Source organism: Xanthomonas sp. WHRI 1810A (genome assembly GCF_040202885.1).
GTDB lineage: Bacteria > Pseudomonadota > Gammaproteobacteria > Pseudomonadales > Pseudomonadaceae > Aquipseudomonas.
In genome coordinates, this window is sequence record NZ_JBEGED010000003.1 from 1 (window position 1) to 13,431 (window position 13,431).

A 13,431-nucleotide genomic window follows, 5' to 3' on the forward strand; every position below is an offset into this window, starting at 1 on the left:
CCTTTTTACCTTGGCTTTGAGTTCCTGAATCTGACGCTGATCCTCGGTAATGGCCTTGGTGCCCTTGACTGGCTGCCTCTCACGTTCCTTGCGAACCTGTTCGACCCAACGCCGCAAAGCGGTGGGACCAATGTTCAGCAGTTCACAGACCGCAGGCACGGCCATGCCTTCATCAATCACCATGCTGGCCGCTTGCAACTTGAATTCGCGAGAGTAAATATTTCGTTCTTTCATGGCGCCTCCAATATGGGCGATAGGATATCGCCCTTAAGAGGTGTCCGGAATCATTAGGCCAGTTCAACTTGTTGGCGAAGCGGCCAGTGCGGTATGTCAGCCGGAACGCTTCGCGAACAAGTTCGCTCCTACAGGGCGATTTCATCGCCGGGACGTTTTTCGAAAATCGCTTACCCAGCCTTGCGCGTCACCAGCTCGATAAACGCTTTGGCCATCGGCGATTTCTGGTCCTTGCGCTGCACCAGCCAGACCGCCGAGGTGGCATCGGGGTCCAGCAGCGTCCGGTAGACCACGCCGTCGATCCGCATCCGCTGATACGACGCCGGCAACACCGTCACCCCAAGACCCGCCGCCACCAGGCCGATGATCGTCATCGCCTCCCCGGCTTCCTGGGTGATCAACGGGCTGAAGCCCGCCTCCCGTGCCAGGTCCAGCAGCTGTGCGTACAACCCGCTTCCATATGAACGAGGGAAAAACACGAAGGGCTCGGCGGCCAGGCTTTTCAGGTGCAGGCCTTTTTCGCTGCCGACGGCCAAGGGATGGTCCGACCGGATAATCGCCACCAGCGGCTCGCGCAGCAGTTCAACCGCCACCAGCGAATCGGGCAACGGCAGCGGGCGCATGATGCCGACTTGCATCGACTGCTCCTCCAGGCGCTCGGCGACTTCCTTGCTGCTCATTTCCTGCAACGCCAGATGCACCGACGGGAACGCCTGCCGAAAGGCGAAAATCGCCTGGGGGATACTTGAGGTGAACGGCGCGGACGCAGTGAAGCCGATCTTCAATTCGCCGATCTCGCCCAACTGCGCGCGTCGGGCCACATCTGCGGCTTTGTCCACTTGCGCCAGCACCAACCGCGCTTCGTCGAGAAACAGCCGCCCCGCCTCGCTGAGTTCGACGCGCCGATTGGTGCGCTCGAACAGTCGCGCCCCCAACGTCTGCTCCAGCGCCTGAATCTGCTGGCTCAGCGGTGGCTGGGAAATCCCCAGCAACTTGGCAGCGCGCCCGAAATGCAGCTCCTCGGCCACGGCAATGAAGTACCGCAAGTGACGTAATTCCATGGCCTCTCCATTAGGTCGTAAAACCAATCAAACAGGTCGAACAATATATTGGAAAGAATCATTAGCCGGCTATATGCTTTTCCCCATGCCCGCTCAGTCACGCCTGAGGTTTCACCGTGAAAACTGCTGTATCCCCCGCTTCGCAAGACGCGGCCCCTGCCAAGGTCACCGTCGCCATCCCGCTGGGCGACTCGTACATCGAAAAAGACACCCCCGCGTTCATGCGCACCGTACTGGCGTTGTTCTCCGGCGGCTTCGCGACGTTTGCCCTGCTCTACTGCGTGCAGCCGATGATGCCTGTGCTGTCCCGTGACTTCTCCATCAACGCGGCACAAAGCAGCCTCATCCTTTCTGTTTCCACCGCGATGCTCGCCATTGGGCTGCTGATCACCGGACCGATTTCCGATCGCCTCGGGCGCAAGTCAGTGATGGTGTTCTCGCTGTTTTCCGCCGCACTGTTCACCATCGCCAGCGCCCTGATGCCGACCTGGGAAGGCGTGCTGGTGGCCCGGGCCTTTGTGGGGCTGTCACTCAGCGGGCTGGCGGCCGTGGCGATGACGTACCTCAGCGAAGAAATCCATCCGCAGCACATTGGTCTGGCCATGGGGCTGTACATCGGCGGCAACGCGATTGGCGGGATGAGCGGCCGAGTGATCACCGGGGTGTTGAGCGACTACGTCAGCTGGCACACCGCGCTGCTGATCATGGGGCTGATCGCGATGGGCGCGGCGACGGTGTTCTGGAAAATTCTGCCGCCCTCGCGCAACTTCCAGGCCAGGCCCCTGAACGGGCGCAGCCTGCTGGAAGGCTTCGTGCTGCAGTTTCGCGACGCCGGTCTGCCGTGGCTGTTCCTGGAAGGCTTCCTGCTGATGGGCGCGTTCGTGACGCTGTTCAACTACATCGGCTATCGCCTGCTGGCCGATCCCTACAACCTGAGCCAGGCGGTGGTGGGTCTGTTTTCGGTGGTGTACCTCTCAGGCATCTACAGCTCGGCGAAAATCGGCGCACTGGCGGATCAACTGGGCCGACGCAATGTGTTGTGGGCGGTGATTGTGTTGATGCTGGCCGGTGTCGCACTGACGATGTTCACGCCGCTGGCCATCGTCATCATCGGCGTACTGATGTTCACCTTCGGCTTCTTCGGCGCCCACTCCGTCGCCAGCAGCTGGATCGGCCGCCGCGCGATCAAAGCCAAGGGCCAGGCATCGTCGCTTTACCTGTTCAGCTACTACGTGGGTTCCAGCGTCGCCGGGACCGGCGGTGGCGTGTTCTGGCACTACGCCGGCTGGAACGGCATTGGCATCTTCATCGGCGTGCTGCTGCTCATCGCCCTGGGCGCCGCGCTGAAATTGGCGAAAGTGCCGCCGTTGGCGGTGAATGTGCAGGTTTGATAACGCACATTTTTTGGTTATAAAGAGACAAATTGTAGGAGTTGACGAGCTCATGCGAGGCTGCGATTGCGGTCGGCCTGACCCACCGCAATCGCAGCCTCGCACCGGCTCGTCAGCTCCTACAGAAGATCCGTCAATAGAAAACCAGTGACAGGAGTCAGCTGTGAACATGCACAATCCGCCGCATCCGGGCGAAATGCTGCAAAGCATGTTGCCTGAGCTGGACATCAAGATCGCTGAAATGGCTCGTCGCCTTTCCTTCTCGCGAGAGATGCTGTCGCGGGTTATCAACGGCAGAGCGCCTATCAGTCCTGATCTTGCGGTGCGACTTGAACGATCAGGTTTGAGCACTGCGCGATTTTGGCTGGGGCTACAGATGAATCACGATCTTTGGCAAGCAGAGCATAGAGATCAACCGGTGGTCGTGCGATTGGTCGCCGCTTGAATACAGTTTTGAGCACAAACAAAACGCCCGGCATAAGCCGGGCGTTTTTGCGTCTGGGTTCTGGCGCTTACTGGTGATACTGCGCCGACATCTCGTGCACGGCTTCGATGAAGGCGCCGGCGTGGGCCGGGTCGACTTCCGGGGTGATGCCGTGGCCGAGGTTGAAGACGTGGCCGGTGCCGCTGCCGTAGCTTTTGAGGATACGGGCCACTTCGGCGCGAATCGCTTGTGGGCTGGCGTAGAGGACGGAAGGGTCCATGTTGCCTTGCAGCGCGACTTTATTGCCCACGCGACGGCGAGCGTCGCCAATCGGGGTGGTCCAGTCCAGACCCAGCGCGTCGGCACCGGTGTCGGCCATGCTTTCCAGCCATTGACCACCGCCCTTGGTAAACAGGATGACCGGCACTTTGCGCCCGTCGTTCTCGCGAATCAGGCCGTTGACGATCTTCTGCATGTAGGCCAGCGAGAACTCCTGGTACGCCGCATCGGAGAGACTGCCGCCCCAGCTGTCGAAAATCTGCACGGCCTGAGCGCCGGCCATGATCTGGCCGTTGAGGTAGGCCGTGACCGACTGCGCCAGCTTGTCCAACAGCAGGTGCATGGCCTGGGGGTTTTCGTAAAGCATGGCCTTGGACTTGCGATGGTCCTTGGAAGACCCGCCTTCGACCATGTACGTAGCCAGCGTCCACGGGCTGCCGGAGAAACCGATCAGGGGCACACGGCCGTTGAGCTCACGGCGGATGGTGCTGACGGCATCCATCACGTAGCCAAGGTCTTTCTGAGCGTCAGGGATCGGCAGCGCTTCGATTTCGGCCAGGGTGGTGACGGTTTTCTTGAAGCGCGGACCTTCACCGGTCTCGAAGTACAGGCCCAGGCCCATGGCATCGGGAATGGTGAGGATGTCGGAAAAGAGGATTGCGGCGTCCAGCGGGAAACGCTCAAGCGGCTGCAGGGTGACTTCGCAGGCGAATTCCGGGTTCATGCACAGGCTCATGAAATCGCCCGCCTTCGCGCGACTGGCGCGGTACTCCGGCAAGTAGCGCCCGGCTTGACGCATCATCCATACAGGCGTGACATCGACGGGTTGCTTTTGCAGGGCACGCAGGAAACGGTCGTTCTTCAGGGCAGTCATGGCAGCATCCGGAAAAAAAGTGCGGGCATTTTCTCAGACACCAACGCAAAAGGCACGGTAAGTACCGTGCCTTTTATCTATCAGGTCGATTTGTCGCAGTGGAACAGGACGTCTGTAGCAGCACGCCAGACCCGATCAAAAGCTAAGGATTTTCCTGAAGAGTCTGTTTTATCCAATCTGCGAAGTAGCCAACGCGTGTGTATTGACCTGCGTTCAACCACAGCGACCGGCTCACCAACCCGATTTCCAGGTATTCGGTACCTGACTTGTAAAGCAGCGGCCCGCCCGAATCGCCTGGCGCCTGGTTATACCCGGCGCAGATATTATTTTCGGGATTGAAGTTGGTACTCGGGAAGCCGGGCGGTGCATCAATACAAAGTTGCACCTCTAACGTCTGCCCCTGCCCTTCGTACAATACGTCAGGCCCGTATCCCGTCTCGGTGCGGCCGAAACCGATCAGGGTTACGGGATAACCGGCCCCGGGCTCCATGTGCGACTCCATTCCGTCGAGCTTGAGAAAAGATGTGCTGTTGGCTGGCCGCTTGAGTTTGACAAGGGCGATATCGAATTGCCCTTGGCTGTCATAGTCAGGATGGCCAAAGGTCGCCTCAATCTCGACACGATCCTTCTCGATGAGCTCGGGTCGATACTGTTCCAGCCCGATGCTCACGGAATGGGGTGAATGCCCTCGGATGCAGTGCTCTGCCGTCAATACCCATCGGGGGGCAATCAGCGCAGCGCCACAAAGGTGCGACCCATCTGCCAGGACCAATGCCGCATAAAATGGATATTCACCTTTGGCCGCTGGCTGACCACCCACGATTTTTGTAACGTCGCTAGCAAAAGCACTGGCACTCAATCCGCCCAATAAAACTGCCACGCCAAAAAAGCCTGTATGTCTGTTCATATTTGCTCCCTGTTTACAGCCGGGCAGACCATTATCTGTCCGGCATTCCGTTTCATATCAGACAAAACGGTCCGCTGACCGCGAACCAGTTTGAATTACACGCCAAGACGGCAGATTTGGAAACTGTCAGAAATGACAGTGCTGATATGAACTGCGGCAGGCGCGGGCAGGCAGGCAAATTCTGGAGGAGGGATTGATCGCGCGCAGGGCGCTGAAGGTATTGGCGTGACCTAAACGACTGTGGGTGGGCACAAGCGGCCTACCCACAGATTTTTTTCTGTCGGCTCAGACCTCCAGATAATCCAGAATCCCCTCAGCCGCGTTACGGCCTTCGAAGATGGCCGTCACGACCAGGTCGGAACCGCGAACCATGTCGCCACCGGCGAAGATTTTCGGGTTGCTGGTCTGGTGCTTGAACTTGCCCTGTTCCGGGGCAACGACGCGACCCTGGGCGTCGGTCTGGATGCTGAACTGTTCGAACCACGGCGCGGGGCTCGGGCGGAAACCAAAGGCGATGACCACCGAATCAGCCGGGATGATCTCTTCGGAACCCGGGATTGGCTCGGGGCTGCGACGGCCGCGTGCGTCAGGCTCGCCGAGACGGGTCTCGACCACTTTGACGCCTTCGACCTTGTCCTCGCCCACGATGGCAATCGGCTGGCGGTTGTAGAGAAACCGCACGCCTTCTTCCTTGGCGTTCTTCACTTCCTTGCGCGAGCCCGGCATGTTTTCTTCGTCGCGACGATACGCACAGGTCACCGTGCGGGCGCCCTGGCGGATCGACGTGCGGTTGCAGTCCATCGCCGTGTCACCACCGCCCAGCACCACCACCTTCTTGCCCTTCATGTCGACGAAGTCTTCCGGCGCCTTTTCAAAGCCCATGTTGCGGTTGACGTTGGCGATCAGGAAATCGAGCGCGTCGTGCACACCCGGCAGGTCTTCGCCCGGGAAGCCGCCCTTCATGTAGGTGTAGGTGCCCATGCCCATGAACACGGCATCGTATTCTTCAAGCAGCTGCTCGACGCTGATGTCTTTGCCGATCTCGGTGTTGAGGCGGAACTCGATGCCCATGCCGGTGAAGACGTCACGGCGGTGGCTCAGCACGCTTTTTTCGAGCTTGAACTCGGGGATGCCGAAGGTCAGCAGGCCGCCGATTTCCGGGTTCTTGTCGAACACCACCGGCTTGACGCCGCCACGCACCAGCACGTCGGCGCAGCCCAGGCCCGCAGGCCCCGCGCCGATGATTGCCACGCGCTTGCCGTTGGGCACCACACGCGACATGTCCGGACGCCAGCCCATGGCGAAGGCGGTGTCGGTGATGTATTTCTCGACCGAACCGATGGTCACTGCGCCGAATCCGTCGTTCAGCGTGCACGCGCCTTCACACAGACGGTCCTGCGGGCACACGCGGCCGCAGACTTCCGGCAGGGTGTTGGTCTGGTGCGACAGCTCGGCGGCGGCCAGGATGTTGCCCTCCGCCACCAGCTTCAGCCAGTTGGGAATGAAGTTGTGCACCGGGCACTTCCACTCACAGTACGGGTTGCCGCAACCCAGGCAGCGATGCGCCTGATCGGCGGAATGCTGAGGCTTGAAAGGTTCGTAGATCTCCACGAACTCCTTCTTGCGCTGGCGCAACAGCTTCTTCTTCGGGTCTTTGCGCCCGACATCGAGGAATTGAAAGTCGTTACTGAGACGTTCGGCCATTCTCTAGAACCTCTAGACGCAGCTATAAGCTGCAAGCCCCAAGCTTCAAGCTTGAAGCAATCATATTTATCCCTGACACCGCGTACCGCCGTGGCTTGCAGCTTGAAGCTTGTCGCTTGAAGCTGCCGCCAGGCCGTTACTGCGGGTTAGCGCGGGTACTCGACAGCAAAGATTTGAGGCTGGCGGCCTTCGGCTTGACCAGCCAGAAGCGGCGCAGGTAGTCGTCCAGGTTTTCCCAGAGGTTTCGGCCCCATTCGCTGTCGGTTTCTTCCACGTATTCGGCCAGCACATGTTCCAAATGGTTGCGATAGGACTCCATCGCTTCCCCGCTGATACGCTGGATTTCAACCAGCTCGTGATTGACCCGGTCAACGAAGGTGTTGTCCTGGTCGAGCACGTAGGCGAAACCGCCGGTCATCCCGGAACCGAAGTTATGGCCGGTCTTGCCCAGCACGCAGACGAAACCACCGGTCATGTATTCGCAGCAGTGGTCGCCTGTGCCTTCCACCACGGTGTGAGCCCCGGAGTTACGCACAGCGAACCGCTCGCCCGCCGTGCCCGCCGCAAACAGCTTGCCGCCGGTTGCGCCGTACAGGCAGGTGTTGCCGATGATCGCGGTGTCCTGGGTTTTGAACGGGCTGCCTTTAGGCGGCACGATCACCAGTTTGCCCGCGGTCATGCCCTTGCCGACGTAGTCGTTAGCATCGCCTTCCAGGTACATGTTCAGGCCACCGGCGTTCCACACGCCAAAGCTCTGGCCGGCAGTCCCGGTGAAGCGGAAGGTCACCGGGGCGTCGTTCATGCCCTGGTTGCCGTGCAGTTTGGCGATCTCGCCGGAAATACGCGCACCGATGGAGCGGTCGCAGTTGCAGATGTCCATCGAGTAATCGCCGCCGCTCTTGGCGACGATGGCAGCCTTCGCCAGCTCGACCATCTTCTCGGCCATCAGGCCTTTGTCGAAGGGCGGGTTGCGGTCAACCTGACTGAACTGCGGTTTGTCCGCCGGGATATGGTCGCTGCCCAACAATGGCGTCAGGTCCAGATGCTGCTGCTTGGCGGTTTCGCCCGGCAGGATTTCCAGCAGGTCGGTGCGGCCGATCAGTTGCTCCAGCGAACGCACGCCCAGACGCGCCAGCCACTCGCGGGTCTCTTCAGCCACGTAGGTGAAGAAGTTGATCACCATGTCGACAGTGCCGATGTAGTGGTCTTTGCGCAGCTTCTCGTTCTGGGTCGCAACGCCGGTGGCGCAGTTGTTCAGGTGGCAGATACGCAGGTATTTGCAGCCCAGGGCGATCATCGGCGCGGTGCCGAAGCCGAAGCTTTCGGCGCCGAGAATCGCCGCCTTGATGACGTCCAGACCGGTTTTCAGACCACCATCAGTCTGCACCCGAACCTTGCCGCGCAGGTCGTTGCCGCGCAGGGTCTGGTGGGTTTCGGCCAGGCCGATTTCCCACGGCGAACCGGCGTATTTGATCGACGACAAGGGCGATGCGCCGGTGCCGCCGTCGTAGCCGGAAATGGTGATGAGGTCGGCATAGGCCTTGGCCACACCGGCGGCAATGGTGCCCACACCGGCCTCTGCCACCAGTTTCACCGAGACCAGCGCCTCAGGATTGACCTGCTTGAGGTCGAAAATCAGCTGCGACAAATCCTCGATGGAGTAGATGTCGTGGTGCGGCGGCGGCGAGATCAGCGTCACGCCAGGCACCGCATAACGCAGCTTGGCAATCAGGCCGTTGACCTTGCCGCCTGGCAGTTGACCGCCCTCGCCCGGCTTGGCGCCCTGCGCGACCTTGATCTGCAGCACGTCGGCGTTGACCAGGTACTCAGGTGTCACACCGAAACGACCGGTCGCGATCTGCTTGATCTTGGAGCTGCGGATGGTGCCGTAACGCGCCGGGTCTTCACCGCCCTCGCCCGAGTTCGAACGTGCGCCCAGGCGGTTCATGGCCTCGGCCAGCGCTTCGTGTGCTTCCGGCGACAATGCGCCCAGCGAGATGCCCGCCGAGTCGAAGCGCTTGAGGATCATCTCCAGCGGCTCGATCTCATCCATCGACAAGGCCGTGTCGAGCTCCTTGACCTTGAACAGGTCACGAATCATCGACACCGGACGGTTGTCCACCAGCGCGGTGTATTCCTTGAATTTGCTGTAGTCGCCCTGCTGCACGGCAGCTTGCAGCGTCGCCACCACGTCAGGGTTGTAGGCGTGGTATTCGCCGCCGTAGACGAACTTCAGCAGACCGCCTTGCTGGATCGGCTTGCGCGGACTCCAGGCTTCAGCGGACAGCAGCTTCTGTTCGGCTTCGAGGTCGACGAAGCGCGCGCCCTTGATGCGGCTCGGCACGCCCCGGAAGCACAGGTCGCAGACTGCTTCGGACAGGCCGATGGCCTCGAACAGCTGCGCACCGCGATACGAGGCGATGGTCGAGATGCCCATCTTCGACAGAATCTTGAGCAGGCCTTTGGTGATGCCTTTGCGGTAGTTCTTGAAGACTTCGTACAGATCGCCCAGCACTTCGCCGGTGCGGATCAAATCGCCCAGCACTTCGTACGCCAGGAACGGATACACCGCCGACGCGCCAAAGCCGATCAGCACGGCAAAGTGGTGCGGATCGCGGGCTGTCGCGGTCTCGACCAGGATGTTGCTGTCGCAGCGCAGGCCTTTTTCGGTCAGGCGGTGATGCACCGCACCGGTCGCCAGCGAGGCATGCACCGGCAGTTTGCCCGGCGCAATGTGACGGTCGGTCAGGACGATCTGGGTCTTGCCGGAGCGCGCGGCCTCTTCCGCCTGATCGGCGATGTTGCGCACCGCCGCTTCCAGGCCGACGCTTTCGTCGTAGTTCAGGTCGATGATCTGACGTTCAAAGCCCGGACGCTCCAGGCTCATCAGCGAACGCCACTTGGCCGGGGAAATGACCGGCGAACTGAGGATCACGCGCGAAGCGTGCTCCGGCGACTCCTGGAAAATATTGCGCTCGGCACCGAGGCAGATTTCCAGCGACATGACGATGGCTTCGCGCAGCGGATCGATAGGCGGGTTGGTCACCTGCGCGAACTGCTGGCGGAAATAGTCGTACGGCGTGCGCACCCGGCGCGACAGCACGGCCATCGGCGTGTCGTCACCCATGGAGCCCACGGCTTCCTGGCCTTGCTCGCCCAATGGACGCAGCACCTGATCACGCTCTTCGAACGTGACCTGATACATCTTCATGTACTGCTTGAGCTGGTCGGCAGTGTAAAACGCCGAACCGTGGTCGTGGTCTTCCAGCGTGGCCTGGATACGCAAGGCATTCTTGCGCAGCCACTGCTTATACGGGTGACGCGACTTCAGGCGGCTGTCGATGGCATCGGTGTCGAGGATCTGACCGGTCTCGGTGTCCACGGCAAAAATCTGCCCCGGCCCGACGCGGCCCTTGGCGATGACGTCTTCAGGCTTGTAGTTCCACACGCCGATTTCCGACGCCAGGGTGATGTAGCCGTTTTTGGTGGTGACCCAGCGCGCCGGGCGCAGACCGTTGCGGTCGAGCAGGCAGACGGCGTGGCGACCTTCGGTCATCACGATGCCAGCCGGGCCATCCCACGGTTCCATGTGCATGGAGTTGAATTCATAGAACGCCCGCAGATCCGGGTCCATGGTTTCAACGTTCTGCCACGCAGGCGGCACCAGCATGCGCACGCCACGGAACAGGTCGATGCCGCCGGTGACCATCAGCTCCAGCATGTTGTCCATGCTCGAGGAGTCCGAGCCCACGCGGTTGACCAGCGGGCCCAACTCTTCCAGATCCGGAATCAGTTCGTTGGCGAACTTGGTGCGACGGGCCTGAGCCCAGTTACGGTTGCCGGTGATGGTGTTGATCTCGCCGTTGTGGGCGAGAAACCGGAACGGCTGAGCCAGCGGCCATTTCGGCAGGGTGTTGGTGGAGAAACGCTGGTGGAACACGCAGATGGCGGTTTGCAGGCGCTCATCGCTCAGGTCCGGGAAAAATGCCGTGAGGTCACGCGGCATCATCAGGCCTTTATAGATGATGGTCTTGTGCGAAAAGCTGCAGATGTAGTGATCGGTATCTTCCGCGTTGGAGACGGACGAACGGCGACGGGCGCTGAACAGCTTGATCGCGAATTCCTGATCGCTCAGGCCATCGCCACCGATGAACACCTGTTCGATCTTGGGCAGACGCTCCAGCGCCAGACGGCCGAGCACGCTGGTGTCGATTGGCACTTCGCGCCAGCCGATCAGGGTCAGGCCGGCGGCGAGGATTTCGCGATTCATGTTCTCGCGGGCCGCTTCAGCGCGGGCGTCATCCTGGTTCAGGAACACCATGCCCACGCAATACTGGCGGGGCAGCTCGACGCCGAAGTGGTCTTGGGCCACGGCGCGCAGGAACGTATCGGGTTTCTGCATCAACAGCCCGCAACCGTCACCGGTCTTGCCGTCGGCGTTGATCCCACCACGGTGGGTCATGCAGGTCAGGGCTTCGATAGCCGTCTGCAACAGGTGATGACTGGGCTCGCCTTGCATATGAGCGATAAGGCCGAAGCCACAGTTATCCTTGAATTCTTCTGGACGATACAGACCTGCTTTCATAGACACATTCTCACCAGGCTGCCTCTTTTAGAGGCAAATTTCTTTTCAATTCAGCCAGTTACCTTCCACGCTGAACGAACGCCAGCTTCGCGGGAGCAAAAGGGAGGTCATTGTACACACCGACACAAAGCCTCACAAATTTGGCGACGAAACACCGCAAATTTATGTCGCATTTGTGAAAGGTTTTAAAGCGATTCTCGTGCTAGCCAGCGCGTTTTGCGAGCCTGACTGGAGCGAACCTGAAGCTCAACGAGTGTCTGTGACGCAGACACCACAAGGCGCGCTGCGTATCAGGCAGCACGCCTTGTCGAACATCGGGAGCCAACCGAGCGACCCGGATAGGGTCGCTGCGTGATCAGCGAGTTGTGGCGAGTTCCTGTTGGATACTGCCGACAGTACGAGGCCAAGGTTTACCAGCCTGAACCTTGGCTGGCAAGACCTTGATAGCGGCGAGTGCGGCATTGCGATCAGCAAAGCTGCCGTAGGTCACGACATACAGGGGTTTGCCCTGCAGACTCTTTTTGAAATAACGGTATTCGCCGCCTTGCTCTTTCACGTAGGCCTGGGCCGTGGCTTCAGAACTGGTGCCGAGAATCTGCACCACGTAGTGAGTGGCTGCCTGGCCCGAGTACCAACCGCTGCCTGTGCCACCCGCTGCTGCTGCTGCGGCGGCAGGTTTTTCAGCAGGCTTTGGTGCTGGCTTGGCGGTCGCGACCTGAGCCGGCGCCGGCGCAGGCTTGGCCGCAGGTGCAGCCGGGGTAACGGCCGGCTTGGGTGCAGCGGCGGCAGCGCGCGGTGCCGGCGTTGGCGCAGGCCCTGGCGATACGCCGGCTGGCGGCGCGGTGGTGGTCACGGTCGGTGGCTGCAGCGGTTGATCGGACATCGCGCCGCCATCCTCTCCATCACCTTCGCCTGCCCCGGCAGCCTCGGCCAGCGGACTGCGCGTGACCGGCGAGCCGTTCATCGGCAGCGGCATCGGCTGGGAGTTACCCGCGAACTCGATAGCCGGCCCGCCGTTGTTGGATTTCTGTGCAGGCACTTCGCCCTGACCCAGAGGCAGTTGCGCCTGTGAGTTGGCCGGTGCGGTTGGCGTGCTGTTGTGACCCGGAATCAGCCATGCAGCGAGCAACGCTGCTACTACAACCCCCCCTAAAGCCAACACATGTTTCTTAGGCATTTTGAACCCCATACTTGGACGCTTGACCGCAGAGCGGCTGGCGATCATGGCTTCGATCATCGAATCGCGGGCGACCTGGTTAATCGCGCCCGGCCATCCACCGGATTGTTCGTGAATATCGGCAATCTGCTCGGCGCTGAACACTTCAATGCCTTGTCCGGCACCTTCCAGTCGCTGAGCCAGATATTCACGGGTTTCTTCTTCGGCGTACGGAGCAAGCTCGATAACGTGGAAGCGTTCTTCTTCTGTGCCCGTCTCAGCGCAGAGCTGATCCAGGCGATCAATGATCGAGGCCTCGCCGAACAGGAAGACATGCGGACGCCCTTCCGGAGTGCCCGCCGCCAATCCCAACAACGCTTCGAGTGCGGATTCGCCGAGTTGTTCGGCATCATCGACCAGTATGTAGACTTCTTGTCCGGTCAGCGCCAGTTGCACGACCTGCGACAGGATCCCGTGCATTTCCGGCTGAGCGACGTTCAATGCCTGGGCGACCTGACGCAACACACCCGACGCATCGCCTGCGCCGCGCGCTGAAACCACCACGCTCTGCACCGACTGCTTGTTGGTGCTGGCCACCAGAGCCTGACGCAGCAGGGTCTTGCCGCTGCCGTGCGGGCCCGTGACGACCAGCAGCAACTCGCTGTAGCGAGCCAGATGGTGAAGCTGACCCAGCACCGGTTTGCGCTGGGCGGGGAAAAACTTGAAGCCCGGGACCCGAGTGGCAAAGGGGTCATGACTCAACTGGTAATGACCGAGGAAGGCCTCATCGGCGTGCAAACTAGTCATGGATTTTTC

9 protein-coding genes are annotated in these 13,431 nt (G+C 60.7%); 2 read left to right on the top strand and 7 right to left on the bottom strand.

Translation table 11 applies throughout. From position 1 onward, the window contains the following. Positions 1–234: transposase (locus tag ABQX22_RS06085; protein WP_349797542.1), on the bottom strand; the 234-nt coding region annotated here is incomplete at its 3' end. Positions 235–404: 170 nt separating this feature from the next. Further along, positions 405–1,295, bottom strand: coding sequence for a LysR family transcriptional regulator (locus ABQX22_RS06090; protein WP_349797544.1), 891 nt, complete (start codon positions 1,293–1,295; stop codon positions 405–407). A 116-nt stretch (positions 1,296–1,411) separates the two neighbouring features. Here ABQX22_RS06090 and ABQX22_RS06095 point away from each other — a divergent pair, with 116 nt between their 5' ends. Both ABQX22_RS06095 and ABQX22_RS06100 read left to right on the top strand, forming a co-directional pair. After that, positions 1,412–2,686: an MFS transporter gene (locus tag ABQX22_RS06095; protein WP_349797546.1), complete on the top strand. Its 1,275-nt coding sequence runs from the start codon at positions 1,412–1,414 to the stop codon at positions 2,684–2,686. 169 nt (positions 2,687–2,855) lie between these two features. Continuing rightward, positions 2,856–3,131: a HigA family addiction module antitoxin gene (locus tag ABQX22_RS06100; protein WP_349798136.1), complete on the top strand. Its 276-nt coding sequence runs from the start codon at positions 2,856–2,858 to the stop codon at positions 3,129–3,131. 67 nt (positions 3,132–3,198) lie between these two features. Here the strand turns inward: ABQX22_RS06100 and hemE are convergent, their stop codons facing one another. From hemE to ABQX22_RS06125, 5 genes are all read right to left on the bottom strand, one after another. Continuing rightward, complete coding sequence (hemE, locus tag ABQX22_RS06105) at positions 3,199–4,263, bottom strand: uroporphyrinogen decarboxylase (RefSeq protein WP_349797548.1); 1,065 nt, start codon at positions 4,261–4,263, stop codon at positions 3,199–3,201. A 142-nt stretch (positions 4,264–4,405) separates the two neighbouring features. Next, positions 4,406–5,170 (bottom strand): S1 family peptidase, encoded by a 765-nt coding sequence (locus ABQX22_RS06110; protein WP_349797550.1) that lies wholly within the window; start codon positions 5,168–5,170, stop codon positions 4,406–4,408. A 285-nt stretch (positions 5,171–5,455) separates the two neighbouring features. After that, positions 5,456–6,874, bottom strand: coding sequence for an FAD-dependent oxidoreductase (locus tag ABQX22_RS06115; RefSeq protein ID WP_349797552.1), 1,419 nt, complete (start codon positions 6,872–6,874; stop codon positions 5,456–5,458). Between the two features lie 136 nt (positions 6,875–7,010). Continuing rightward, complete coding sequence (gene gltB, locus ABQX22_RS06120; protein WP_349797554.1) at positions 7,011–11,459, bottom strand: glutamate synthase large subunit; 4,449 nt, start codon at positions 11,457–11,459, stop codon at positions 7,011–7,013. A gap of 355 nt (positions 11,460–11,814) precedes the next feature. Next, positions 11,815–13,422 (bottom strand): AAA family ATPase, encoded by a 1,608-nt coding sequence (locus ABQX22_RS06125; RefSeq protein WP_349797556.1) that lies wholly within the window; start codon positions 13,420–13,422, stop codon positions 11,815–11,817. Positions 13,423–13,431: the final 9 nt, after the last annotated feature.